Genomic DNA, 25,311 nt, shown 5'->3' with positions numbered 1-25,311 from the left:
GATGAAGCGTCATCTCGCGCAGGTGGCCGCCGGCCGCTACGATGAGCTCACCCTGCGCCGCGCCACGCAGACCAGCCTGGCCTCACCGGTGATCCGGGAGCGGCTGGCGCGGCAGTTGAAGGGGCGAGGGGGTCGTTAGACAGAGATCTGACCATCTGCGCGCGGGCGGCAGGAGGCCCGGGGAGCGCACTGCCTGGATCACTCAGAGTCCATGCCGCAGCTCGCCGCTGCCCACTGCCTGCATGATGGCCCAGACCAGGCCCGCCGCCCCAGCGCCGAAGGTGACGATCTGGTCAGGCTTGAGCCGTGAAGCGAGTGCCTGATGGATGGCGGTCGCCGACTCGCTGACGGTCTGCTTGGCCTTGCAGGCAATGTTGTCGCTGTTGCTGAGCAGCGAGGAAGCCGCTGCCGTGGCCCCCTCGAAAATCGCCAATGGCATGACGTTGTCGAACCGCCCGAACTTGACACCGAGCTGGCCGTCGCGCGCGACAAGCTGGGCCTGCAAACCCACGCCGGTGGCGGCGCGCGAAAAGACGCCGGGCTCCATGGTGGTCCCGGTCCGCTGGCCGCGGCTGTTCAGGATGGGCGATGTGGTCTTCTCGTCGCAGCGAGGGCTCTGGATGACGCCGAAATTGAGGGTGCCAACCGGGATGTCCTTGCCCTGCGACTTCAGGGACTTGGCAGTCGCCGCAGCAAGCCCGTCAGGGCTGACCCTGGCGTTGTAGAAGTAGCCGTAACCCTGGTGCATGACGCTGTTGCCGACACCGAGCTGCCAGGTGTTCATCTCATGGTTGTAGGTGGCGACATACTTCAGCCGACCCAGTGCCGGGTCCAGGCCCAGGGCGCTCGCGCCCTTGCTGATGCCATTGCCGACGAGGGGAGCCGCGACGCTGCCGGTCGAGGTGATGAAGGCGGTCTTGGCCTCGGGGAAGTAGACCGCAAGCGCCGGCCCGAATCCGTTCAGATCCAGCTTGCGATTGATCCAGGGGATCATGAACTTCTGGTCCTGAGCGCCCAGCTTGACGCCGACGAACCAGTTACCCGCTGCCGGATCAGGGACCGTGCCGGCCTTGACCCCAGGCGGCGGCGCAGGCGGGGCCTTGCCCCCGGACGGCGGCACCGCCTTGGCCAGCAGCAGCGGCGAGGGCGGACCGAAGATCTCCTCGAAGCTGCGCCCGGACATCAACGGCTGCAGCGGCGGCTCCTGGGCTTCGCCGGCAGGGTTCGCGGCCGGGGTGTCGAGCCAGGCGGGCTGGAAGCGTTGCAGGTCGATCGCGCTGCGATCGAGTGCGGCAAGAGACATGGCGAAGACCTCGTCAGGGGAAGCCTGCAACGACGCAGCGCGCGACGGGCAAGGCCGCAGGCGGCGCAGGATGTGTGAAATATCACCGCCTGAGCGGGCGGCCACGAGATGGGGCGTGCCCTAGTGCGGGCAAACCCTTGCTGGGGTCGACCCCAGCATGCCGTGCCCGGCCGACACGCGCCAGCGCTAGGGCCGCAGCCCGCCGCGCTCAGGCCACGGCACTGATCCGCAGGCAGCGGGCCTGATGCTGAGGCCCCACGCTCACCGGCTCGGGCTGGCGCGTGCGGCACTCGGCCTGGGCCTGCGAGCAGCGCTCGGCGAAGGCGCAACCCGGCGGCAGCGCCGAGCAATCGGGCGGGGAGCCCGGGATGACCGGCAGGCGGGCATCGGGATCGAAGCCGCCGTGCACGCGGCTGCCGAGCAGCGCCACCGTGTAGGGATGGCGCGGCGCGCGCAGCACCTCGCGCACCGGGCCGGTCTCGACGATACGGCCGGCATACATCACCGCCACCCGGTCGGCCACCTCCACCGCCGCGCCGATATCGTGGGTGACGAAAACGATCGCCAGGCCGAGGTCGCGCTGCAGTTCGCGCAGCAGCAGCAGGATCTGGATCTGCACCGTGGCATCGAGCGCGGTGGTGGGCTCGTCGGCCAGCAGCACCTGCGGATTGCAGGCCAGCGCGAGCGCGATCATGGCCCGCTGACGCATGCCACCCGACATCTCGTGCGGATAGTTCTGCAGCCGCCGCTCGGGGCTCGGGATGCGCACCCGCTCGAACAGCGCGAGCGCCCGCGCGCGCGCCGCCTCGCGGCCGACCTTCTCGTGGCGCAGGATGGTCTCGATGATCTGCTCGCCCACGGTGTAGACCGGGTCGAAGGCCAGCAGCGGCTCCTGGAAGATCATGGACACCGTGGCGCCGCGCAGATCGGCGAGCTCGCGTCGAGCCATGGTCAGCACCTCGCGGCCGGCCACCTTCACCGAACCGCCGATGCGGGTGCGGGCTGCAGCGTGCAGCGCCATCACCGAGCGCAGCGTGACCGACTTGCCCGAGCCCGACTCGCCGATCAGGGCGACCACCTCGCCACGGCGCACCGAGAGGTCCACGCCGTTGACCGCATCGATCGGCGCGCCTCCGGTGAGGAAGCGCACGGTAAGGCCGCTGATCTCGACCGCGGGAATATCGGTGGACTCAGGCATCGATGCTCAGTGCCGGCGAGGCGGCATAGCCGCTGTCGGGTTCGTGGATCAGGCAGGCAACCCGGCGCAGACCGTCGGGCGCGCTCAGCGCCGGGGTGCGCTCGCGGCAGACCGCGCGCGCCTGCGCGCAGCGGGTGTGGAAGCGGCAGCCCGAGGGCGGATCGATGGGATTGGGCGGATCACCCGAGAGCGGCGGCTCCTCGGTGCGGTGATCGGGGTCCATGGAGGGCATGGACGAGAGCAGCGCCCGGGTGTACGGATGGGCAGGCTCCTCATAGAGCGCGCGCGAGGGCCCGATCTCGGCGACGCGGCCGAGGTACATCACCATGACGCGGTGGCACAGGAAGCGCACCACATGCAGGTCGTGGCTGATGAAGAGGTAGGTGAGGCCGAACTCCTGCTTCAGGTCGAGCAGCAGGTTGAGCACCTGCGCCTCCACCGACTTGTCGAGCGCCGACACCGCCTCGTCGAGGATCACCAGCCGCGGCTCGAGCGCAAGCGCACGGGCGATGTTCACCCGCTGGCGCTGCCCGCCCGAGAGCTCGTGCGGATAGCGGGCCGCAAAGCGCGAGGGCTCGAGACCCACCCGGGCGAGCAGGTCGCGGGCGCGGGCGAGCGCAGCACGCGCCGGCAGGCCGTGCACCTGCGGCCCGAAGGCAATCGACTGCTCGATGGGCATGCGCGGATTCAGCGACGAGTAGCTGTCCTGGAAGACCATCTGCACCTGGCGTCGATACTCGCGCAGCGGCAGATCGCGCGAGCCCACCTGACGGCCATCGAAGATCACCTCGCCGGCGCCGGGCTCGATGAGGGACATCAGCAGCCGCGCCGTGGTGGACTTGCCGCAGCCCGACTCGCCGACCACGCCGAGGGTCTCGCCCGCCAGCACCTCGAAGTCGACCCCGTCGACCGCACGCACCACGGCGCCGCCACCCCGATGGCGCACCGGGAAGTGCTTGAGCAGACCGCGCACGGTGAGCAGCGGTTGCGCCGTGCGCTCGCCGGCCGGCATCGATGCGGACGCCGGCGCGCTCATCGCTTCACATCCATGGCCGAGCGCAGGCCGTCGGAGAGCAGGTTGAAGGAGATGGAGGTGATGAAGATCATCGCGCCGGGCAGCGCCGCCACCCAGGGCTGGGTGTAGATCGCGGTGCGCAGGGTGTTGAGCATCAGGCCCCACTCCGGCTCCGGCGGCTTCACGCCCAGGCCCAGGAAGGACAGGCCCGAGGCGAGGATCATCGACACCGAGATGAGGCTGGTGGAGTACACGAAGATCGGCCCGAGCACATTGCCCAGCACATGCACCCGCACGATGGTGAGCGCACCGGCGCCCGAGGCGCGCGCGGCCTCGACGAAGTCGCGGTTGCGCACCTGGGTGGTGACGCTTTCGGCCACCCGCGCGATCTGCGGCACGAACACCACGGTGAGCGAGAGCAGCGCGTTGCCGATGCCCGCGCCGAGCGCACCCGACAGGGCAATCGCCAGCAGCACCGACGGGAAGGCGTAGAAGACATCGATGGTGCGCATGATCACGCTGTTCACGGCGCCACCTGCGTAGCCGGCCACGATGCCGATGGTCGAGCCGATCACGAAGGCCGCGATCACCGGCGTGATGCCCATGAAGAGCGACAGGCGCGCGCCGAGCATGAGGCGCGAGAGCATGTCGCGGCCGAGCTCGTCGGAGCCGAGGAGGAAGCCCTCGCTGCCGATCGGCTTGAGGCGCTTGAGCATCGCCGAGGCGAAGGGATCGGCCGGCGAGAGCCAGGGTGCGAACACCGCCATGATCACCAGTGCGGCGATCACCAGCAGCGCGCCCATCGCGACCGGGTCGCGCAGCAGCCGGCGCAGCACGCCGGTCCAGTAGCCCGCGCCGCCCGCGGGCATGGGCGCCGCCGTTGCGCCCGCGGCGCCAGGCACGCTCACCACCGACTCAGCCACGGGCCATCCTCGGGTCGAGCGACGACTGCAGCGCATCGACCAGCAGATTGAGCAGCACGAAGAACATCGCCAGCACCAGGATGGTTCCCTGCAGCAGCGGCAGGTCGCGCTGGAAGATGGCCGAGTTCAGCAGGAAGCCGGTGCCCGGCCAGGAGAACACGGTCTCGATGAGGATGGAGCCACCGAGCAGGTAGCCGAGCTGCAGGCCCATGACCGCCAGCGCGGTGGGCGCGCAGTTCTTGACCACATGCAGGAACACGCCGAGGTCGGTGAGGCCCTTGGCGCGCAGGCCGACCACGAACTCCTGGGCCAGCATCTCGGCAACCAGCGCGCGCACGGTGCGCGCGATGATGCCCATGGGGATCACCGACATGGTGATGGCGGGCAGCACGAGATGACGCATGTGCTCCCAGTTCCAGACCCAGGCATCCGAGCCGCCAGGTCCGGCGCCGGTGGCCGGCAGCCAGTTGAGCTGGGCCGAGAAGATGATGACCAGGACCATGCCCAGCCAGTAGTGCGGCACGCTGACCCCGAGCACCGACAGCGCCGAGGCGGCGCGATCGACCCAGGAGTCGCGGAAGTAGCCGGCCACGAAACCGAACAGCGATCCGAGCAGGAAGCCGATGGCGGTGGCGAAGACCGCCAGCATGAGGGTGTTGCCCACCGCCTTGGTGACCTCGGAGGTCACCGGACGGCCGCTGGCGATCGAGGTGCCGAGATCGCCCTGCAGCGCCCGCCACAGCCAGCGCACGAACTGCTCGGGCAGGGAACGATCGAAGCCGTAGAGGGTCATCAGCTGGCGCTGCAGCTCCACCGAGGCATCGGGCGGCAGCACCGACACCAGCGGATCGCCGGGCGCGAGATGGACCAGCAGGAAGCAGAAGAGCGCCACGCCGAGCATGATGGGCAGCGCGTAGAACGCGCGGCGACCGAGATAGGCAAGCATCGGCGTGGCGACAGGCGGGCGGCAGGGCCTGCGTCAGTCCAGCGACATGGTGGCGATGTCGATGAACCAGCTCTTGGGCTGGACCACGCCCTTGACCTTGGCCGACATCGCGCGCGGACCCACGTCATGGGCGATCCAGACGAAGGGCGCTTCCTCGACGATGCGGGCATGCAGCTTGGCCAGGGCCGCGTTGCGCGCCTTCTCGTCGAAGCTGGTGCGGGCGTCGGCGATCATCTTGTCGATCTCGGCGTTGCCGAAATAGCCCCAGTTGTTCGAGACCGGCGGGAAGGCCTTGGTGCTGGTGAAGCGCACCATCGCGAAGAACGGGTCCATGGTGGCGAAGCTGACATTGATCGCGTTGGCGCCGTTGGCCGACGGATCCTTCGCGCCCTTGCGCCAGTTGGTGAACAGCGTGTTCCACTCGATGACATCGAACTGGACATCGAAGTGGCAGGCCTTCAGCGACTGCTGCACGAACTCGTTCATCGGCAGCGGCTGCATCTGGCCCGAACCCGAGGCCGAGATCTGCACCTTGACCTTGAGCGGCTTGGCGGCGCTGTGACCCGCTTCGGTCATCAGCTTGCGGGCGGCTTCGGGGTCATAGCGGATATCGAACTTCGGGTCGCCCCACCAGGGGTGGCCGGGAGGCACCGTGCCCTTGGGCACGCCCATCATGCCGCCGAGCAGCTTGAGCAGGCCGGTGCGGTCGACGCACAGGTTGGCGGCGTGGCGCACCCGCTTGTCGAGCCAGGGCGAGCCGTCGGCGAAGGACAGCTGCCACGGCCACACATGCGGCTGCGGGTTGAAGTACATCTTGAAGCCGCGCTGCTGGATGGTGGGCATGGCGTCGGGCGCCGGCGCCTCGATCCAGTCGACCTGACCCGAGAGCAGGGCCGCAGTGCGGGCGTTGGCCTCGGGCATGGGCACCATCACCACGCGGTCGATCTTCGGCACGCGCTTGGGATCCCAGTAGGCCTTGTTGGCCACCACCTCGAGACGCTCGCGCGGCACGAAGCGGGCCATGCGGAACGGGCCGCTGCCCGAGGCATCGGCGGCAAACGCGGTCCAGGCGGTCTTGGCCTTGTCGGCCGGGGTGGCGCCGGCGGCGGCGTCGAACTTCTTCTGCCAGTGCGTCGGCGACGCGATGAACAGGTTGGTGAGGTTCAGCGGCAGGAAGGAGTCGGGCTCGCTGGTGGTGAGCTCGACCGTGAGGTCATCGATCTTGCGGGCGCTGCGCAGGGTGGGCATGCGCGATGCGGTGACGCCCACCTGGCTGGCGTCGAAGTGCGGCGCCTCCTTGTCGAGCACCTTGCGGACATTCCAGACGATGGCATCGGCGTTCACTGCCGAGCCGTCATGGAACTTCACGCCGGGGCGCAGCTTGAACACCCACTTGGTCTTTTCCTTGGCATCGACCGCCCAGGAGAGGGCCAGGCCCGGAATCACCACGCTGGGCGCATCGGTCTTGCTGAGGTCCCACTGCGTGAGCGCGTCGTACATCGGGATGCCGGTGAACCGGTTGCCCTCGAAGCCCTGGTCTGGCTGGCCGAGGGTGCGCGGAATGTCGGCGGCGGTCATGGCGATGCGCAGGACCTTCTCCTGGGCGAGGGCCGGCGCGGCCAGCAGCGAAGCGCCCAGCGCGAACGCGGCACCGAGCGCCGCCATCGGGCGCGAAACGACGGAACGATTCATGAACTCAGACTCCTTCCCGGCAAGGCCGGCGGTAGTGAAGACACGACCCCGATGCAAGTGGCATGCCACGGAGAGACGGCGGGGATTTTGCTGCGGACATCCATCGGCCGACCCCGCCAACCCGGTGCGGGACGGCCGCACGCACCAGAACGGGACCTGGCAGGCCCGCGATGGTGCACGAAACCCGCTTTCGGTGCATCTTGAGGGGTAATCCGCCCCGTCCCGGTGACGCCGACGCGGATGCTCGACTCAGGCCGAGGCCGGCGAGGCCAGCGTGGTCAGCAGGCAGAGCACGGCCACTGCGCTCAGGCGGGCGCGCAGCCGCATGAAATCGGCAAGCCAGTCGGCCTCGCGCTCGGCCTTGAAAAGCACGAAACGGTCGAGCAGCCAGGCCAGGACCAGACCCGCGGCGATCATGATCAGCCCGAGCCGGTTCGAGTACGAGAGCAGCAGCGCCAGGCAGGCCCACAGGGAGGGCAGCACGCTCCAGACCAGGGTGGCGCCACCAACCCGGCCGGTGTCGGGCCCGAGGCTGCGGCCCCAGTGCACCGCGCCGACGAAGCACAGGATCATGGCGCCGTAGGCAAGCTGCATGGCGACCAGGAAGCGGGCCACCGGCTGCGGGGTGAGCCAGACCAGCAGCGCCAGGCTCACGAACGGCACCAGACCGCCATAGCCGAGCACGGCGCGCCAGCGCTGCAGGGTCATGCCGCCTCCGGCGCGCACGAGAAGCGGTAGATCGCCTGGGTGGCGCGCCAGCCGGCGAGACCGCTGACCGGCTGGCCATCGGCCAGGAAGGCACGGGCCCGCACCACCAGCCCGAGACTGCCGAGCAGGTCCTCGAAGTCGCGGGGCGTGGCCAGATGCAGGTTGGGGGTGTCGTACCACTGGTAGGGCATCTCGCTCGACATCGGCATGCGGCCGCGCAGCAGCGACCAGGCATGACGCCAGTGGCCGAAGTTGGGGAACGAGACCACGCACTCGCGGGCCACGCGGCTCATGTCGCGCAGGACATCGGCGGTGCGGTGGGTGGCCTGGATGGCCATCGAGGACACCACGAGGTCGAACTGCGCGGCGGCGAACATGTCGAGCCCGGCCTCGATGTCGCGCTGGATGACATCGACGCCGCGCCGCACGCAGGCAAGCACCGCGGCATCGTCGATCTCCACGCCATAGCCCTGGCAGCCCTTGTCGCGCCGAAGATGGTCGAGCAGGGCGCCATCACCGCAGCCCAGGTCGAGCACCCGCGAGCCGGGCGCGATCCAGCCGGCGATCAGGGCGAGGTCAGGGCGCAGCGCGCTCATGTCAGCCCCTGCGCGATGCGCTCGAAGTAGGCCCGCACCACCGAGTGGTACTGCGGGTCGTCGAGCAGGAAGGCATCGTGGCCATGCGGCGCGTCGATCTCGGCGTAGGTGACCGCGCGGCGGTTGGCGAGCAGCGCGTGCACGATCTCGCGGCTGCGCGCGGGCGAGAAACGCCAGTCGGTGGTGAACGAGGCGATCAGGAAGTCAGCGGTGGCCGGCGCCAGCGCCGCCGCGAGATCGCCACCATGGGCCGCGGCCGGGTCGAAGTAGTCGAGCGCCCGGGTGATCAGCAGATAGGTGTTGGCGTCGAAGTAGGCCGAGAACTTCTCGCCCTGATAGCGCAGGTAGGACTCGATCTCGAACTCGACCTCGAAGCCGAAGTCGTAGCCGTCGCCCTCGGCGCGGCCACGACGGGCGCGGCCGAAGCGCTCGGCCATGGTGTCGTCGGACAGGTAGGTGATGTGGCCGATCATGCGCGCCACCTGCAGGCCACGCCGCGGCACCACGCCATGGTCGTAGAAGCGACCGCCGTGGAACTCGGGATCGGTGATGATCGCGCGCCGTGCCACCTCGTTGAAGGCGATGTTCTGCGCGGACAACCGCGGGGTGGAGGCGATCGCGATGCAGTGGGCCACCCGCTGCGGGTACAGGGTGGCCCAGGCCAGCGCCTGCATGCCGCCGAGGCTGCCGCCCATGACCGCAGCAAAGCGCTCGATGCCCAGCGCATCGGCCAGTCGGGCCTGGGCATGGACCCAGTCTTCCACGGTGACCACCGGGAAGTCCGGGCCATAGCGCCGGCCGGTGGCCGGGTTGATCGACATCGGCCCGGTGGAGCCGAAGCAGCTGCCGGGATTGTTGATGCCCACCACGAAGAAGCGGCGGGTGTCGAGCGGCTTGCCCGGCCCGACCATGTTGTCCCACCAGCCCTCGTTGCCGGGGGTGTCGGCATGCACACCCGCCACATGGTGCGAGGCATTGAGCGCGTGGCACACCAGCACCGCATTGGAGCGGCTGGCGTTGAGCTCGCCGTAGGTCTCGTAGACCAGTTCGTAGTCGGCCAGACTGGCCCCGCTGGCCAGCGCCAGCGGCTGCGCAAAGCGCATGCGCCGGGGCATGACCACGCCGACCGACGCAGCGTCGGTCTGTGCAGCAGGGGAAGGGGCTGGGGCTTGGGACACGCGGCGCGACTGCACGAAAAAAAACCCGACCCGCTTGCTGATCCGGCCGGGTCGGGCTGGTGGGAAGACTGACTTCCCACGCCGCTTTAGCCGTATTTGTTATGCGCCCGCAAGCTGATCGTCAAATCGGCGCAGGCCGCCAGCCTAAGGAGGGGGCCTGCGGGTGTCAAGTTAAGCCCGGCGCGCCGGGCCGGGTGAGGGCTTTGCTCTAGACTGGCCCGATACCCGGAGAATCCCCATGCCCCTGCGCCTCACCCGGATGTTCGCGCTTCTTCTCCTCGCGGCGGCCCTGCCGGCCGCCTGCACGCCGCTGGAGCGGGCCGCCTCGCCGGGCACGGGTGCGGGCACGGGTGCGGGCACGGGTGCGGGCGCGCCCGCGGCCCCCGCGGCGCGGCCCGATACCACCGCCCTGCTCGCGTCGCTGCAGGGCTCGCAGTGGCTGCTCGAGGACATCACCGGCCGCGGCGTGATCGATCGCCTGCAGTCCACCCTGGGCTTCCCGCAGGCCGGACAGCTCGGCGGCTCGGGCGGCTGCAACCGGTTCATGGGTCCGGTGCGCGTGAGCGAGGGGCGGCTGACGATCGGCCCGCTGGTCACCACCCGCATGGCCTGCGCGCCGGCGGCCATGACCCAGGAGCAGCGCTTCCTGGGGCTGCTCGGTCAGGCCAGCGGCATCCGGCTCGAAGAGCCCTGGCTGCTGATCGACACCCCCGAAGGCGTGCTGAAGTTCACCCGCCAGCGCTGAAGCGCGGGCACCCCATACAGCGTCGGACCATCCCCAGGGAGAACGGCATGAGCCACTGGCGAGCGCGGGCGGGAACGCCCTTCAGCAACGAGAAACAGCCGGCCACCGGGTCGCGCGGCATGGTGGTCACCAACCATCCACTGGCCAGCGCGGCCGGCGCCGAGATGCTCGCCGCGGGCGGCAACGCGGTGGATGCGGCGGTGTCGGCGCTGTTCACGCTGACGGTGGTCGAGCCGATGATGGTCGGCATCCTGGGCGGGGGCTTCGCCAACATCCGCCTGGCCGACGGCAGCCAGACCATCCTGGAGGGCCAGGCCCGCTGCCCGGCGGCGATCCGCCCCGACAGCTTCACGCCCGACCCCGAGGCGCCGCCAGGCGTGCTCGACACCGTGGGCCGGCGCAACGCGGTGGGCCGCAGCGCGGTGGGCACGCCGGGCAACCTGATGGCCTGGTGCGAGATGCTGCGCGAGCACGGCACGCTGTCGCTGGCCGATGTGGTCGAGCCGGCGATCCGCCATGCCGAGCGCGGCTTCGCGGCCACGCCCTTCCTGTCGGACTGCGTCACCGACTGCGCGGCCGACATGCTCGCCGACCCGGAGATCTCACGGGTGTTCCTGCCGGCCGGCACGCCGGTGAAGGCCGGCGAGCGGGTGCGCAACGGCGCCTACGCCGACACGCTGCGCGCGGTGGTGCGCGAGGGGCCGGCGCTGCTCTACGGCGGCGCCCTGGGTGTCCGCCTGGCCGACGACATGCGCCGCCACGAGGCCTTCCTGGCCGAGTCCGACCTGATTGCCTACCGCACCCACCGGCTGCCGGTGTTGCGCACCGCCTATCGGGGCTTCGAGATCACGGGGCCGCCGCCGCCCTGCGCCGGGCCGCTGCACATCGGCCAGATGCTCAACATCCTCGAGGGCTTCGACCTGCGCGCCAGCGGCTTCGGCAGCGAGCAGACCCTGCACCTGATCGCGGAGGTGATGCGCATCGCCTTCGCCGACCGGGCCGCGGCCACCGCTGACCCCGACTTCGTGCCGGTGCCGGTGGCCCGGCTGCTGTCGGCCGAGTACGCGGCGCAACGGCGCGCGCAGATCGACCCGCTGCGCAGCCGCGACTGGTCGCCGGGTGTGGTGCCGGCCGAGGGCGCCAACACCACCCACCTCACCGTGGCCGATCGCGATGGCCGGATCGTCAGCGCCACCCAGACCATCAATTCGCTGTTCGGCGCCCGCTACATGGTGCCGGGCACCGGCGCCATCCCGAACAACTACCTCTATGTGTTCGACCCGCACCCCGGCCGTGCCAACTCGATGGCGCCGGGCAAGCGGGTGACCTCGTCGATGTCGCCGCTGATCGTGCTGCGCGACGGCCAGCCACGCTTCGCGCTCGGCCTGCCGGGCGGCCTGCGCATCTTCCCCTCGGCGCTGCAGGCCGTGATCAACCTGATCGACCACGAGATGAGCCTGCAGGAGGCGGTGGAGGCGCCGCGCATCTGGACCCAGGGCTATGCGCTGGAGCTCGAGCCGCAGATCTCCGAGGCGCTGGGCCAGGCGCTGGCCGGCCGCGGCCACTCGGTGCAGCGGGTGCCCAATGTGGGCGGCGGCCTGAATGCCATCGCCTTCCTGCCCGATGGCAGCCTGCAGGGCGCAGCCTGCTGGCGTGCCGATGGGACGCCGGTGGGCGTGGGCGGCGGGCTGGCCCGCGCGGGCGTGCGGTTTCTGCCCGAGGCGCGCCGGCCCTGAGCAGTGCTGGAGGCTCGGCGCGACGACGGCTCAGCCGGGCGGCGGTGCGTCGGGGCTTGGTGCGTTGGAGGCTGACGCGCCCGCATCGGCGGGCGGCTCCCGATCGGGCGCCCGCTGCACGCGGTTGCGGCCCGACTGGCGGGCCGCGGCCATCGCCTGCTCGGCACGGGTCACCAGCGACTCGCGGCTCTCGCCAGGGCCTCGCGCAGCAACGCCCGCCGAGAAGGTGATCAGCACCCGCTCGCGATGGCGCAGGAACAGGCGCTTGGTGAGCTCGCGCTGCACGCGCACCATCTGCCGCTCGCCCTCGTCGGGAGCGGTGTCGGGCATGAGGATCAGGAACTCCTGATCGCTCCAGCGGGCCAGGGTGTCGGTGGGACGCAGGGTCTCGCGCGCGCCCACGGCGAGTTCGCGCAGCGCCTCGTCGCTGGCGCCGGGGCCGACCCGCGCATCGAGCTCGCGCAGGGAATCGACATCGAGCACCGCCAGGCACATCGGGGCCTCGTGACGATCGGCACGCGCCAGTTCGAGCGCCGCCTGCCGCTCGAAACCCTGGCGATTGAGCGAGCCGGTGACCGGGTCGGCAGGCAGCAGTTCGCCGCGCGAGAGCTCGGCCTGCAGCGCGCGCACCTGCTGCTCCTGGCGCAGCATCTGCTCGCCGGTCTCGAGCAGTTCGCGCTGCGCCTGCGCGAAGCCAGCCTGCATGGCCTCGAGCTCGGCCAGCAGCGCATCGAGCAGGCCGCTGAGCTGCGGCAGCCCGTCGGCCTCGCGGATCTGCCGCGCATAGCCGGCGATGCGCCCGGGATACTCGCCGGTGCGTGCCGACAAGGCGCCCACCCGGTCGACCAGCGAGGCGGTCTGCTCGCGCACCGAGCGGGTCGCGCCATCGACCGCGTGCTTGACGGTGCCCTGACGGAACACGAATTCCCGATAGCTCTGCGCGGCCTGGGCCAGCACCTCGGGACCGAGCGGCCGCTCGAGCAGCGCCTGCAGCGCCACGGTCTGCTCGCGCACCCAGTCGTCATCGACCACCAGATCGCCCATGTTGCGCACCATCAGCCGGGCGAGATCATGCAGGGCGCGCAGCGTGGGCGCGGGGCCGTCCGCCCGCCCGGCCAGCGCAGGCCAGAACTCGGCCAGGCGTGAGGCGGCCTCATCGAACGCCTCGGGTGTCTGCGCCAGACGAAGCGCGTCGGCCAGCAGCGAGGCCTCGACCGCCACCTCGGGGGGATAGCCGGTGCGCTGGTCGATGAGCGCCGACAGCGCCTGGGCAAGCAGCTCGAGCAGGACCTCGGGGCGATGGATCGGGGATGGCGAGGCGGGCGCTCCGGCGGCGGCGCCGGCCCCGTCCACAGCACCGGCAGGCTCGCCGCCCGCGGCAGCAGCACCCGCGGCCTGGACCACGCCGCCCGCGTGAGCGGCCGAATCGGCCGGCCCTGCCCGCAACAGCGCGCTGCGGATGGCGCGCTGCGCCTGCGCCCACTGGCCGGCCTCGAGGGCCTGCCGCAGTTCGCGGCTGAACTCGGCCCGCGGCGCGTCAGCGAGCAGGCCACGGGCCAGTGCCTCCATGGCGGCAGCGGCGGGCTGCACCTGGGCCATCGTGAGCCCGGCCTGCTGGGCGTAGACCCGGGTGTAGTTCTCGGGCGTGGGCGGCCGACGCATGCGCGCCAGCTGGCGGAAGACCTCGCGCGCGATCTCGGCCGGCACCGGCCGCGAGCCGCTCATGGCGCGGGCCACCGGCGGGCCGCGCGGGCGCGGCGCCGGCGGCTCACTGGGCCTTGAAGCCCAGCGCGTCGAAGTTGCGCTTTTCCTCGACCCACAGTCTCGCCCCCAGCTTCTGGTATTCGTCGCCCGGCAGGTAGGCGTCAACCAGATCGTAGGTCTCGAGGAACTTGCGGTAGGTGGGATCGGCGAGCGCGCCTCTGAAGGCGTCGTGCAGCACCTTGACCACCCGCGGGTCCATGCCCTTGGGGCCGACCAGGCCGATCGGGCTGCTGGCGACCAGATCGAAGCCCGCCTCGCGCGCGGTGGGCACATCAGGCAGGCGCGGCACGCGCTTGTCCTGGAAGGTGACCAGCACCCGGCCCTTGCCCTGCTTCTCGATCTGGGCCCAGCCGCCATCGATGACCGCGTTGATATGGCCGCCGATGAAGGCCTGCAGCACCTCGGAGCCGCCCTTGAAGGGCACGAAGGTGAGCTCGGCGCCGGTCTTCAGGCTCAGGAAATGGGTGACCACATGGCCGGTGCTGCCGGTGCCGCTCGCGCCGATCTGGATGCGGCCGGGATTCGCCTTGGCGAAGGCGATGAAGTCGGCCATGGTCTTCCAGGGCGAGCTCTCGGGCACCACCAGCGAGAAGGTATAGGCCGAGAAGCCCATGATGTAGGTCAGGTCGCGCAGGGGGTCGTAGTTGACCTTCTGCACATGCGGCACCCGGAAGATGGAGGCCGGGGCGATCGCGATGGTGTGGCCATCGGGCGAGTTGGACTGCGCCACGATGCTGGCGGCCATGGTGCCGGCTGCGCCCGGGCGGTTCTCGACCACCACCGGTTGCCCGAGCGCCTTGGAGGCCTGCGGCGCGAGCGCGCGGGCGACCGCGTCGGTGGCGCTGCCCGGGGGGAAGGGCACCATCAGCGTGACGGTGCGCGTGGGGAAGCCCTGGGCCTGCGCGCCAGCACCGGTGAGACCGGCCATGCCGAGCACGGACAGCGCTGCGCAGGCCTGACGGCGGGAGACATCGAGGGGGGAATGGGAGGGCACGGCGATCTCCGGAGGGGGCGTCGAAATGTACCCGAATCGACCGGCCCGGGCGTGGCGCCTGCGGCATGATTCGGCATCGGTCGGCTGCGACCGCCTCCACGAGGTCGCCCCATGCGCCCGACCCTGACCGATCCGCTGGTGACCCGCCCGACCCTGACCGGTCCGGATCCGGCCGATCCGACCCGCCGCCGGCTCACCCGCGCGCTCGCCGCGCCGCTCGCCCTCGGCCTGAGCCGCGCCGCGCAGGCCCAGGACTTCCCGACCAGACCGATGCGCCTGCTGGTGCCGATCGCCGCGGGCGGCCTGACCGACTCGCTGGCGCGCGCTCTCGCCAGCCGGCTCGGCGAAAGGCTCGGCCAGCCGATGGTGGTGGAGAACCGCCCGGGCGCCGGTGGCGTCATCGGCATGCAGGCCGCCGCGCGCGCGCCCGCCGACGGCCACAGCCTGGTGCTGGTCTACCAGGGCGTGGCCGCGGTCAACCCCTCGCTGCTGCCCAACCTGCCCTATGACATCGGGCGCGACTTCGTACCGGTGGGCGGCGTGGGGAGCTTTCCCTTCGTGATGCTGGTCAACCCGTCGGTTCGGGCGCGCACCGCGACCGAGTTCCTGGAGGCCGCACGCGCGGCCTCGCCGCCGCTCGCCTATGCCTCGGCCGGCAATGCCACCGGCTCGCACCTGAGCACCGAACTGCTCAAGCGACGGGCCCGACTGGACCTGGTGCATGTGCCCTACAAGGGCGAGGCGCCGGCGCTGGCCGATCTGGTGGGCGGCGCCGTGCCGGTGGCCCTCACCAGCGTGACGGTGGCGCTGCCGATGATCCGCGCCGGCAAGGTGCGCGCGCTGGCGGTGACCTCGATCGAGCGCAACCGGCTGCTGCCCGAGGTGCCCACCCTGGCCGAGTCGGCGCTGCCGGAGTTCGAGTCGGTGAGCTGGTATGGCGTGCTGGCGCCGGCCGGCACGCCCGCGCCGGCGCTGGCCCGGCTCAGCCGCGAGCTGGCCGCGACGCTGGCCGAGCCCGAGCTGCGGGGGCGCCTGGAGACCCTGGGCATCGACCCGAAGCCCACCGGCCCCGAGGCCTTCGGCCGCTTCCTGCGCGAGGAGACCGAACGCTGGCGGCGGCTGATCGCCGAAGCCGGCATCCGCGCCGACTGACCGGCCGCAGCAACCCCGCGATCCCGGCCGGCGGATAAACACGCGGCCGAGCCGCGGACGACGCGTCGCGCCAGGTCAGCCGCGCCACGCGGCCAGCCAGTCCACCTGAGAGGGCCGGCCGGGCAGATGCAGCTGCGCGGTGGCCGGCGCGGTGCTGCTGATCAGCCGGCCACGGCGCCACACCCCCAGACGGGCAGCACGCAGACGAATGGCCTCGATCGGGTCGCGGGCCTGCAGCAGCACGAAGTCGGCGTGGCAGCCCTCGGCGAGGCCGTAGCCTTCCAGGCCCATGATCGCCGCCGGCGCCTCGGTGACCGCGGCAAAGCACTGGCGCATGGCCTGCTGGCCGGTCATCTGCGCCACATGCAGGCCCATGTGGGCCACCTCGAGCATGTCGCCGCTGCCCAGGCTGTACCAGGGATCCATCACGCAGTCGTGGCCGAAGGCCACGGTCACGCCGGCGGCCAGCAGTTCGGGCACGCGGGTCATGCCGCGGCGCTTCGGGTAGGTGTCGTGCCGGCCCTGGATGGTGATGTTGATCAGCGGATTGGCGGTGGCCGACACCCCCGACTCGGCGATCAGCGGGATCAGCTTGGACACATAGTAGTTGTCCATCGAGTGCATCGAGGTGAGGTGCGAGCCGTTGACCCGGCCCTGCAGGCCCAGCCGGCGGGTCTCGAAGGCGAGGGTCTCGATGTGCCGCGACATCGGGTCGTCGGTCTCGTCGCAGTGCATGTCGATGCGCAGGCCGCGGCGTGCCGCCTCCTCGGCCAGCAGGCGCACCGACTCGCGCCCGGCGTCCATGGTGCGCTCGAAGTGCGGAATGCCGCCGACCACATCGACGCCCAGGTCGAGGGCCTTGCGCAGCAGGTCGAACGCGCTGTCGCGACAGCCGGGGTGATCGCGCGCGGGGTCGTAGCGCAGCACGCCATCCTGCGGGAAGGCCACCAGCTGCAGGTCGATCCAGGGCGCGACCCGCCGCTTGACCTCGAGCAGGGCCTCGACCGCGAGCAGCCGCGGATCGCAGGTGTCGACATGGGTTCGGATCGCGAGCAGGCCGCGGGCCGCCGCCCAGTCGCAGTAGGCCATGGCCCGCTCGATCAGCGCCTCCTGCGTGAGCAGCGGCTTGAGTTCGCCCCACAGCGCGATGCCCTCCAGCAGCGTGCCCGAGGCATTCACCCGCGGCAGGCCGTAGGAGCGCGTGGCGTCCATGTGGAAGTGGACATCGACGAAGGGCGGACTGAGCAGCATGCCGCCGCCATCGACGGTCTCTCGCGCCTCGCCGGGCAGCGCCGGGCCGATGCCGACGATGCGCCCGTCGCGCACCGCGACATCGACATCGACACGGCCATCGGGCAGGTTGACGTGACGCAGCATCAGGTCGGGCTGGCTCATGGGCAATCTCCGGGACTCGGGTGAGGCGTGGCGCGACTCAGCGCTCGCCCTTGCGATAGGGCTTCATCAGCGCCTGCGGGTAGGCGGCGCGGCGGGCGACCAGCACCAGCGCGAGGATCGACAGCAGGTAGGGCAGCATCAGGTAGAGCTGGAAGGGCAGCGCGGCGCCGCCGGCCTGCTGCAGCCGCAGCTGCAGGGCGTCGAAGAACGCGAACAGCAGCGCGCCGACCAGCGCCTTGCCCGGCCGCCACGACGCGAACACCACCAGGGCCACGCAGATCCAGCCGCGGCCGTTGACCATGTTGAAGTAGAACGAGTTGAACGCGGCCAGGGTCAGGAAGGCCCCGGCCACGCCCATGAGGGCCGAGCCGGCGACCACCGCCGTGGTGCGGGTGGCCAGCACGCCGATGCCCTGGGCCTCGGCGGCCTGCGGGTTCTCGCCCACCATGCGCAGCGCCAGCCCGGCCGGCGTGCGGTAGAGCAGCCAGGCGATCGCCGGCACCAGCAGCAGCGCGAGCAGGGTGAGCGGGGTCTGGGCCGAAAGCACCGGCACCGGCAGCCAGCTCATCTCGGCAAAGGGCGTGATGGTTGGCGGGGTGTTCACCTTGGGAAAGCTCACCCGGTAGCCGAAGTGGCTGAGCGCGGTGGCCAGCAGCGTGATGCCCAGCCCGGCCACATGCTGGGAGAGCGCCAGCCCCACGGTGAGCCCGGCATGCAGCAGGCCGAGCAGCGCACCCACCCCCGCAGCCACCGCCACCCCGCCCCACAGCGGCAGCCCGGCATGCACCGCCAGCCAGCCCGTGAAGGCGCCGGCGACCATGATGCCCTCGATGCCCAGGTTGAGCACCCCGGCGCGCTCGCACAGCAGCACGCCCAGGGTGCCGAGCACCAGCGGCGTGGCAATGCGCAGCACCGCCACCCAGAAGGCGGCATTGCCCAGCAGGTCGGCGAGTTCGCTCATCGCCAGCGCACCCGGTAGCGCGTGAGCAGGCCGGCGACCAGGACCGCGATCAGCGCGATGGCGACCATGGCGTCGGCGAGGTAGGTGGGCACGCCCACCGCGCGGCTCATCGAGTCAGCGCCGACCAGGATGCCGGCCACGAAGACGCTGGCGCCGACCACGCCCAGCGGATGCAGGCCGGCGAGCATGGCCACCACGATGCCGCTGTAGCCGTAGCCGGGCGACATGTCGAGGGTGACATAGCCGGTGCGGCCGGCCACCTCGATGGCCCCGGCCAGGCCGGCCAGCGCGCCCGAGAGCAGCGCCACCAGCACCACCGTGCGGCCCACCGGTACGCCGGCGAAGGCCGCGCCGCGGGCATTGGCGCCGGTGGCCCGGATGTCGAAGCCCCAGACCGTGAAGCGCAGCAGGCCCCAGAGCGCCACCGCGGCGGCGAGCGCCGCCAGCAGCCCGCTGTGCAGCCGGGTGCGCTCGACCAGCCGCGAGAGCTCGATCGCGGGGTTCAGGCCGACGCTCTGCGGCCAGCCCATCGCGAGCGGGTCCTTCATCGGGCCGTCGAGCAGGGCCGACACCCCGAGCAGCACGATGAAGTTCAGCAGCAGGGTGGTGACCACCTCGTCGACCCCCAGCCGCGACTTGAGCAGCGCCGGGCCGAGCAGCAGCAGCGCGCCGGCCAGCGCCGCCGCGAGCATCGCGCCCGCCAGCAGCAGCGCCGGCGGCGCATCGAAGCCGCTGCCGCCATGCAGGCCGCCCACCGCCACCGCGGCGATCGCGCCGGCGTAGAGCTGGCCCTCGGCGCCGATGTTGTAGAGCCGGGCGCGAAAGGCCACGGTGGCGGCCAGGCCGGTGAGCATCAGCGGCGTGGCGCGGGTGAGGGTCTCGGTGAGCGCGAAGGCCGAGCCGAAGCCGCCCTGGAGCATCAGCAGCCAGGTGCGGCCCACCGGCGCGCCGGCCCACAGCACCAGCCCGGTGGCCGCCAGCAGGGTGAAGGCCACCGCGCCCAGCGGCGCGGCGAGCAGCGCTGCCAGCGAAGTGCCGTCGCGCTTCTCAAGCCGCATGGTGCGCTCCGGCCATGGCCAGACCGATCGCCTCGCGGGTCCAGTCGGCGGCGGCGCGCTGCGCGACCAGCCGGCCGTCGTGCATCACCGCCACCTGATCGCCCAGGGCGAGCACCTCGTCGAGGTCATCGGACACCAGCAGCACCGCCGCGCCGGCATCGCGCGCCTGCAGCAGCTGCTGCTGCACATAGTCGACCGCGCCGATGTCCAGGCCCCAGGTGGGCTGATGGGCAACGATCAGCCGCGGCGCGGCCGCACCGGCCGGCGGCAGCAGCGCGCGACCGAGGATGAGCTTCTGCATGTTGCCGCCGGAGAGGGCGCGGGCCGGCGCGCCCGCGCCCGCGCCGCGCACATCGAAGGCCTGCAGCACCCGCGTCGCCTGGGCGCGGGCCGCGGCGCGGCGCACCCAGCCCAGCCGCGAGAAGGCCGGCGAGCGCAGGCGCTCGGAGACCGCGTTCTCCCAGACCGGCAGGTCGCCGACCACGCCCACGGCGTGCCGGTCTTCAGGCACCCGGGCCACGCCCTGGGCGACCAGCCAGGCCGGGTCGGCGCGCAGCAGCGCGCCCTGCAGGCGCACCGTGCCCGAGACCGGCGAGCGCACGCCGCACAGCAGCTCGGCCAGATGCAGCTGGCCGTTGCCCGAGACGCCTGCCACCGCGAGCAGCTCGCCGGCGCGCAGGCGCAGCGACAGGCCGGCCAGCCGCTCGCGCGCGGCGCCGGCCTGCGGCCGCGTGACCACCTGATCGAGCTCGCACACCACCGGCCCGGGCGCGGGCGCGGGTCGGCGCTCGCGCACCGCGATGTCGTGGCCGACCATCGAGCGCGCGAGGCTTTCCTGGGTGCAGTCGGCGGCGGGCGCCTGCGCCACCAGGCGGCCGCCGCGCAGCACCGCGATCCGGTGCGACACCCGCAGCACCTCGCCGAGCTTGTGGCTGATGAAGATGATCGACAGGCCCTGCGCGACCATCTGCCCGAGCACCGCGAACAGCGCCTCGCTCTCCTGGGGCGTGAGCACCGCGGTGGGCTCGTCGAGGATCAGGATGCGCGCGCCGCGGTAGAGCGCCTTGAGGATCTCCACCCGCTGGCGCTCGCCCACCGAGAGGTTGCGCACCGGCGCATCGGGATCGACCGGCAGGCCGAACTGGCGCGACAGCGCGAGCAGGCGCGCGCGCGCCGGGGCGCGCCGGGTGAACGGGCGCCACAGCGGCTCGCTGCCGAGCATGATGTTGTCGAGAACATCGAGGTTGTCGGCCAGCGTGAAATGCTGGTGGACCATGCCCACGCCCGCGGCCAGCGCCGCGCGCGGATCGCCCGGCGGCAGCGGCCGCCCGAAGACCCGGATGCGGCCGCTGTCGGCGGTGTAGTGCCCGAACAGGATCGACATCAGCGTGGACTTGCCCGCGCCGTTCTCGCCGAGCAGCGCCAGCACCTCGCCGCGGGCCAGCGTCAGGCTGATGCCGTCGTTGGCCTGAAGCTCGCCGAAGCGCTTGCTGATGTCGATCAGTTCGAGGACCGTGTCCCCGACCCCGCCGCCCTCAGCGGGCAGTGGACTTGGGCTGGGTGTCATCGACCTTCACGACGAACTTGCCCGACAGGATGTCGGCCTCGCGGGCCTTGACCCGGGTCATGATCGCCGCCGGCACCTTGCCCTCGAAGGTGCCGAGCTTGGACATCTCGGACCCCTTGTGCTTCATCATCGAGAAGGGGCCGTAGTCCTCGGGGGTGAACTTGCCCTCCTTCACCAGCTTGAGCGCGCGGTCGATGCTCGGCTCCATGTGCCAGAGCGCCGACACCACCACGGTCTCGGGATACTGCGGCTGGGTGTCGATCACATTGCCGATGGCCAGGACCTTGCGCTCCTTGGCGGCATCGCTCACGCCGAAGCGCTCGGCATACATCACGTCGGCACCCTTGTCGATCATCGCGAACGCCGCCTCCTTGGCCTTGGGCGGATCGAACCAGCTGTTGATGAAGGTGACGGTGAACTCGACCTTGGGGTTGGTCTCCCTGGCGCCGGCCATGAAGGCATGCATCAGCCGGTTGACCTCGGGGATCGGGAAGCCGCCGACCATGCCGATCTTGTTCGACTTGGTCATGCCGCCGGCGACCATGCCGGTGAGGTAGGCCGGTTCCTGGATGTAGTTGTCGAAGACGCTGAAGTTGGGCGCCTGCGGCTTGCCCGAGGAGCCGAGCAGGAAGGAGATGTTCGGGAAGTCCTTGGCCACCTTGCGGGCCGCGGCCTCGACCGCGAAGGCCTCGCCCACGATCAGCTGGTTGCCGCCGTTGGCGTACTCGCGCATCACCCGCTCGTAGTCGGCATTGGCGACATTCTCGGAGGCCTTGTACTCGATCTCGCCGCGGGCCTCGGCGGCCTTCAGGGCCTTGTGGATGCGGCTCACCCACTGCTGCTCGAAGGGCACGGTGTAGATCGCGGCGACCTTGATCTTCGCCTGGGCGGCGGCGGGCAGGGGCCCGAGCGCGGCGGCGGCCACGGCAACGGCGGCGGCGCCGCCGAGCAGCTGGCGGCGGCTGAGGGGATGGACACGGGTGGACTTGCTCATGGAATCTCCCTGACGGGTTGCGGGTTGGCGATGAGGAACGAAGAAGGGCCCGTCGCGCACGCGAGCGCCCGCGGACGGGGTGACGGAATCACTTGGTGCCGAAGATGCGGTCGCCGGCATCGCCCAGCCCGGGCAGGATGTAGCCGTGGTCGTTGAGCTGCCGGTCGATGGCCGCGGTGAAGATCGGCACATCGGGGTGGGCGGCGGTCATGGCGGCGATGCCCTCGGGGCAGGTGAGCAGGCACACGAACTTGACCGAGCGCGGCGAGAGCTCCTTGATGCGGTCGACCGCGGCGATGGCCGAGTTGCCGGTGGCAAGCATGGGATCGACCACGATGACATCGCGCTCGTGCATGTCCTGCGGCATCTTGAAGTAGTACTCGACGGCCACCAGCGTGGCCGGGTCGCGGTACAGGCCGATGTGGCCGACGCGCGCGCCGGGCACCACCGAGAGCATGCCGTCGAGGATGCCGGTGCCTGCCCGAAGGATCGACACGAACACCAGCTTCTTGCCGTCGATCACGCGGGCGGTGGTGGTCTCGAGGGGGGTCTCGATGGTCACGGCCTGCATCGGCACATCGCGGGTGACCTCGTAGGTCATCAGCATGGCGAGCTCGTTGAGCAGCCGGCGGAAGCTGTTGGTGCTGGCCTCCTTCTTGCGCATCAGGGTGAGCTTGTGCTGCACCAGCGGATGGTCGATCAGGTGGACATTGGGGGGAACGGAGGTCATCGGTGGATTCCGGAGGGGTATCGGGGCAGGTCTAGAAGACGGTGCCGTCGCTGTCGATGTCCAGCGGCGGGCTTCCGTCACGCAAGTCGCGTGCCATTTCGCGGCCGGCGGCCCAGGTGCCGCCCTCCAGCACGCAGGCCAGCGGCAGGCCGGCGGCGGCCGGGCCCAGACGGGCCAGCACGCGCGGGGCGAGCTCGTCGAGCAGCGCCACGGTGAGCGCCCGCCACTCGACGATCAGCGGCGAGCCGGCGGGGTGGCGGTGCGCCGCCTGCGCGGGGTCACGCAGGCGCAGCACGCCGTGGTCGAGCAGCAGGCCGCCGTTGCGGTACTCGGGCAGGCCGGTGAGCTCAGCCAGGCCGGTGACCGGGACACCGGCCCACTCGAAGGGCTCGAGCAGCGAGTAGCTGAGCCACTGCGACAGCTTGTGGAAGGGCATCCAGCCATCGGAGGCGCCGGGACCGCGCGCCTCGGGATGCGGCCAGCAGTCGCCGAGCGGGACATCGCCCACCCGGTTACCCGCCGGCCAGATCCCCGAGAGGGTGTCGAGCAGCAGCGAGAGGATGTCGTGGGCGGCCACGCGGCCATGGCCGGCGGGGCAGAGATGATCGAAGAGTGCGCCCGGGCGGCCGAGCGGGCCGAAGACATCGGGGCGCGCCCGCAGGGCCTGCCCGAGCCGATGCAGCAGCGCGGCACGGCCTTCCAGGCCCACCAGCGGGTTGTCGGGGCCGGCCTGAAAGGCCGCGGCCAGCGCGCCGGGCTGGAGCGCCGCCAGGCCGGCGGCGTCGCAGCGCGCCGGGCACGCCGGGTCGCTGGAGAACAGGCCGTCGAGGAAGGCCTGCAGGCTGGCCAGGCCCAGCCCCTCGGAGCGGCCAAGCGCCAGACCGGTGCGCGCCTCGCGCCAGATCCAGCGCGGCCCCGCACCGGCATCGAGCAGCACGCTCACCACCACCAGATCGATCTGCGCGCGGGCGCGCTCGGCGGCGTCGGGCGCGGCACCGCTGGCCGCCAGGACCTCGTCGAGCCAGGCCAGACGCGAGACCCCGCCTGACTCGAAGTGCCGCCAGCGGCTGTGGTAGGGGATGCGCAGATCGGGGTAGCGGCGGCAGGTGACCTCGGCGACCTGCGCGGCGGCGGCCTCGAGCGCGGCGTCATCCACCCGGAAGCCCTCGCTGCGGCCCTCGCGGGCGCGCGCCAGCAGCGCACCCGCACGCTGGCGCACGGTGGTCGTCCGGCGCAGCAGCGCGGCCGCGGCAATGGCCTCGGGCGCCGCGGGCCCGCCCGCGGTGGAAACCGTGACGCTCATTCGCCCAGGCCGCGTCCCCGGGTCTCGCGCAGCGCCTGCGCGTCGGGCACGGCGGCGGGCGTGAAGTAGCCCGCGGCCACCTTGGCGTCCATCTCCACCCGGGCGTCCTGCGGGATGAGCTCGTCGGGAATGTTCACCCGCTCGCCGATCTCGATGCCCGAGCCGGTAATGGCGTCGTACTTGAGGTTGCTCATCGAGACCAGGCGGTGGATGCGGCGGATGCCCAGCCAGTGGAGCACATCGGGCATCAGCTCCTGGAAGCGCATGTCCTGCACGCCGGCCACGCACTCGGTGCGGGCGAAGTACTGGTCGGCGGTGTCGCCCCCGGGCTGGCGCTTGCGGGCGTTGTAGACCAGGAACTTGGTGACCTCGCCCAGGGCCCTGCCCTCCTTGCGGCTGTAGGCCACCAGACCCACCCCGCCCTGTTGCGCGCCGCGGATGCACTCCTCGATGGCATGGGTGAGGTAGGGCCGGCAGGTGCAGATGTCGGAACCGAAGACATCGGAGCCGTTGCACTCGTCGTGCACCCGCGCGGTGAGCGGCACCGAGGGGTCGGAAAGATGGCGGGGATCGCCGAAGATGTAGAGGGTCTGGCCGCCGATGGGCGGCAGGAACACCTGCAGGTCGGAGCGGGTGACCAGCTCGGGGTACATGCCGCCGGTCTCCTCGAAGAGCGCGCGGCGCAGCTCGGTCTCGGCCACGCCGAAGCGGCGGGCCACCCCGGGCAGCCACCAGACCGGCTCGATGGCGGCCTTGGTGACCACCGCCGAGCCGTTCTCGAGCAGCACCCGGCCGTCGGGCCGCAGGCGCTGGAAGGCCATGGCGGTGCGGATCTCGGGCAGGTCGATGTGGGCCTTGGTGACCGCGATGGTGGGCCGGACATCGCAGCCGGCGGCGATCTCGGCGGCGAAGGCCTGCGCCACCACCGCGCCCCCGGGATCGATGGAGACGATGCGCTCGGCGTCGGCCCATTGCGGATGGGGGCCGATCGCGTCGGTGGGCGCGGTGTTGGAGAGATCCGGGCGGTGGTCGCGCTGCAGCGCGCCGGCGGCCACCGCGAGCGCGCGATACACGCCGTAGGAGCCGGAGTGGGTGCCGATCACGTTGCGCCGCAGGCGGTCGGTGGTGGAGCCGATGACCGGGCCGCGCTCGGCCGCCGTGGCCGCCCCCCAGCGCAGGGGCGGCGCGCCCGCGGCGCCGCTGACCGGGTGGGAGGTGAGGCGGATGTGCCGCGGCGAAACGGCGTCGTTGGGCATCGGTCCCTCCGGCAAAACCGGCAGGTTAGCCGGAATCGATCTCGCCGGGGGGACGAACCATGAGCGGCCGTACCGGGCATTTCGCATGGCGGGCGGC

Annotated in this window: 22 protein-coding genes and 1 riboswitch; of the genes, 3 read left to right on the top strand and 19 right to left on the bottom strand. The window is 71.6% G+C overall.

Features of this window, described 5'->3' with window-relative positions; genetic code table 11:
- Nucleotides 1-202: 202 nt before the first annotated feature.
- The 9 genes from AC2H6A_RS02455 to metX all read right to left on the bottom strand — a co-directional run bounded on the left by AC2H6A_RS02455 (nucleotide 203) and on the right by metX (nucleotide 9,496).
- Complete coding sequence (locus AC2H6A_RS02455) at nucleotides 203-1,408, bottom strand: hypothetical protein (protein ID WP_484271542.1); 1,206 nt, start codon at nucleotides 1,406-1,408, stop codon at nucleotides 203-205.
- 103 nt (nucleotides 1,409-1,511) lie between these two features.
- Entirely contained in the window at nucleotides 1,512-2,501 is a 990-nt protein-coding gene (locus tag AC2H6A_RS02450; protein WP_484271541.1) for an ABC transporter ATP-binding protein, read from the bottom strand.
- Complete coding sequence (locus tag AC2H6A_RS02445; RefSeq protein WP_484271540.1) at nucleotides 2,494-3,537, bottom strand: ABC transporter ATP-binding protein; 1,044 nt, start codon at nucleotides 3,535-3,537, stop codon at nucleotides 2,494-2,496. The genes AC2H6A_RS02450 and AC2H6A_RS02445 overlap by 8 nt, the downstream gene beginning before the upstream one ends.
- The gene (locus AC2H6A_RS02440; RefSeq protein WP_484271544.1) at nucleotides 3,534-4,385 is read right to left on the bottom strand and encodes an ABC transporter permease; all 852 of its coding nucleotides are present in this window, start codon (nucleotides 4,383-4,385) and stop codon (nucleotides 3,534-3,536) included. Before AC2H6A_RS02440 ends, AC2H6A_RS02445 begins: the two co-directional genes overlap by 4 nt.
- 46 nt (nucleotides 4,386-4,431) lie before the next feature.
- Nucleotides 4,432-5,385, bottom strand: a complete 954-nt coding sequence (locus tag AC2H6A_RS02435) for an ABC transporter permease (protein WP_484271539.1) — start codon at nucleotides 5,383-5,385, stop codon at nucleotides 4,432-4,434.
- Nucleotides 5,386-5,418: 33 nt separating this feature from the next.
- Complete coding sequence (locus AC2H6A_RS02430) at nucleotides 5,419-7,050, bottom strand: ABC transporter substrate-binding protein (protein WP_484271543.1); 1,632 nt, start codon at nucleotides 7,048-7,050, stop codon at nucleotides 5,419-5,421.
- A 276-nt stretch (nucleotides 7,051-7,326) separates the two neighbouring features.
- A complete protein-coding gene (locus AC2H6A_RS02425) occupies nucleotides 7,327-7,785 on the bottom strand; it encodes a DUF3429 domain-containing protein (protein ID WP_484271538.1) in 459 nt (152 codons plus the stop codon).
- Complete coding sequence (gene metW, locus AC2H6A_RS02420; RefSeq protein ID WP_484271537.1) at nucleotides 7,782-8,381, bottom strand: methionine biosynthesis protein MetW; 600 nt, start codon at nucleotides 8,379-8,381, stop codon at nucleotides 7,782-7,784. The genes AC2H6A_RS02425 and metW overlap by 4 nt, the downstream gene beginning before the upstream one ends.
- A complete protein-coding gene (metX, locus tag AC2H6A_RS02415; RefSeq protein WP_484271536.1) occupies nucleotides 8,378-9,496 on the bottom strand; it encodes a homoserine O-succinyltransferase MetX in 1,119 nt (372 codons plus the stop codon). The genes metW and metX overlap by 4 nt, the downstream gene beginning before the upstream one ends.
- A gap of 128 nt (nucleotides 9,497-9,624) precedes the next feature.
- A riboswitch (SAM riboswitch) is annotated at nucleotides 9,625-9,702 on the bottom strand.
- Between the two features lie 95 nt (nucleotides 9,703-9,797).
- On the opposite strand from metX, the gene AC2H6A_RS02410 reads away from it, so the two are divergent.
- Together AC2H6A_RS02410 and ggt are read left to right on the top strand one after the other, a co-directional pair.
- Nucleotides 9,798-10,304 carry an META domain-containing protein gene (locus tag AC2H6A_RS02410; RefSeq protein ID WP_484271535.1) on the top strand — a complete coding sequence of 169 codons (507 nt, stop codon included), beginning with the start codon at nucleotides 9,798-9,800 and terminating at the stop codon, nucleotides 10,302-10,304.
- A 47-nt stretch (nucleotides 10,305-10,351) separates the two neighbouring features.
- Complete coding sequence (gene ggt, locus AC2H6A_RS02405; protein ID WP_484271534.1) at nucleotides 10,352-12,040, top strand: gamma-glutamyltransferase; 1,689 nt, start codon at nucleotides 10,352-10,354, stop codon at nucleotides 12,038-12,040.
- A 30-nt stretch (nucleotides 12,041-12,070) separates the two neighbouring features.
- Here ggt and AC2H6A_RS02400 read toward each other — a convergent pair whose 3' ends face one another.
- Nucleotides 12,071-13,765, bottom strand: coding sequence for a GGDEF domain-containing protein (locus AC2H6A_RS02400; protein ID WP_484271533.1), 1,695 nt, complete (start codon nucleotides 13,763-13,765; stop codon nucleotides 12,071-12,073).
- A 43-nt stretch (nucleotides 13,766-13,808) separates the two neighbouring features.
- Nucleotides 13,809-14,798, bottom strand: a complete 990-nt coding sequence (locus AC2H6A_RS02395) for a Bug family tripartite tricarboxylate transporter substrate binding protein (RefSeq protein WP_484271532.1) — start codon at nucleotides 14,796-14,798, stop codon at nucleotides 13,809-13,811.
- Between the two features lie 111 nt (nucleotides 14,799-14,909).
- Here AC2H6A_RS02395 and AC2H6A_RS02390 point away from each other — a divergent pair, with 111 nt between their 5' ends.
- Nucleotides 14,910-15,950: a Bug family tripartite tricarboxylate transporter substrate binding protein gene (locus AC2H6A_RS02390; RefSeq protein WP_484271531.1), complete on the top strand. Its 1,041-nt coding sequence runs from the start codon at nucleotides 14,910-14,912 to the stop codon at nucleotides 15,948-15,950.
- A gap of 75 nt (nucleotides 15,951-16,025) precedes the next feature.
- Here AC2H6A_RS02390 and AC2H6A_RS02385 read toward each other — a convergent pair whose 3' ends face one another.
- The 8 genes from AC2H6A_RS02385 to AC2H6A_RS02350 form a co-directional block, all read right to left on the bottom strand.
- Nucleotides 16,026-17,345, bottom strand: coding sequence for an amidohydrolase family protein (locus tag AC2H6A_RS02385; protein ID WP_484271530.1), 1,320 nt, complete (start codon nucleotides 17,343-17,345; stop codon nucleotides 16,026-16,028).
- A 37-nt stretch (nucleotides 17,346-17,382) separates the two neighbouring features.
- Entirely contained in the window at nucleotides 17,383-18,306 is a 924-nt protein-coding gene (locus tag AC2H6A_RS02380; protein WP_484271529.1) for an ABC transporter permease, read from the bottom strand.
- Nucleotides 18,303-19,364, bottom strand: coding sequence for an ABC transporter permease (locus tag AC2H6A_RS02375; protein WP_484271528.1), 1,062 nt, complete (start codon nucleotides 19,362-19,364; stop codon nucleotides 18,303-18,305). Before AC2H6A_RS02375 ends, AC2H6A_RS02380 begins: the two co-directional genes overlap by 4 nt.
- Nucleotides 19,354-20,931 carry an ABC transporter ATP-binding protein gene (locus AC2H6A_RS02370; protein WP_484271527.1) on the bottom strand — a complete coding sequence of 526 codons (1,578 nt, stop codon included), beginning with the start codon at nucleotides 20,929-20,931 and terminating at the stop codon, nucleotides 19,354-19,356. The genes AC2H6A_RS02375 and AC2H6A_RS02370 overlap by 11 nt, the downstream gene beginning before the upstream one ends.
- Nucleotides 20,900-21,925, bottom strand: a complete 1,026-nt coding sequence (locus AC2H6A_RS02365; protein ID WP_484271526.1) for a BMP family protein — start codon at nucleotides 21,923-21,925, stop codon at nucleotides 20,900-20,902. Before AC2H6A_RS02365 ends, AC2H6A_RS02370 begins: the two co-directional genes overlap by 32 nt.
- An 88-nt stretch (nucleotides 21,926-22,013) precedes the next feature.
- Nucleotides 22,014-22,655, bottom strand: a complete 642-nt coding sequence (gene upp / locus AC2H6A_RS02360; protein WP_484271525.1) for a uracil phosphoribosyltransferase — start codon at nucleotides 22,653-22,655, stop codon at nucleotides 22,014-22,016.
- A gap of 31 nt (nucleotides 22,656-22,686) precedes the next feature.
- Nucleotides 22,687-23,958, bottom strand: a complete 1,272-nt coding sequence (locus AC2H6A_RS02355) for a URC4/urg3 family protein (protein WP_484271524.1) — start codon at nucleotides 23,956-23,958, stop codon at nucleotides 22,687-22,689.
- Entirely contained in the window at nucleotides 23,955-25,214 is a 1,260-nt protein-coding gene (locus AC2H6A_RS02350) for a GTP cyclohydrolase II (protein ID WP_484271523.1), read from the bottom strand. Before AC2H6A_RS02350 ends, AC2H6A_RS02355 begins: the two co-directional genes overlap by 4 nt.
- Nucleotides 25,215-25,311 lie beyond the last annotated feature (97 nt).

It is taken from the genome of Quisquiliibacterium sp., assembly GCF_982640115.1.
The sequence above is the reverse complement of the archived record's forward strand: the minus strand, read 5'-3'. Positions and strand labels throughout refer to the sequence as shown.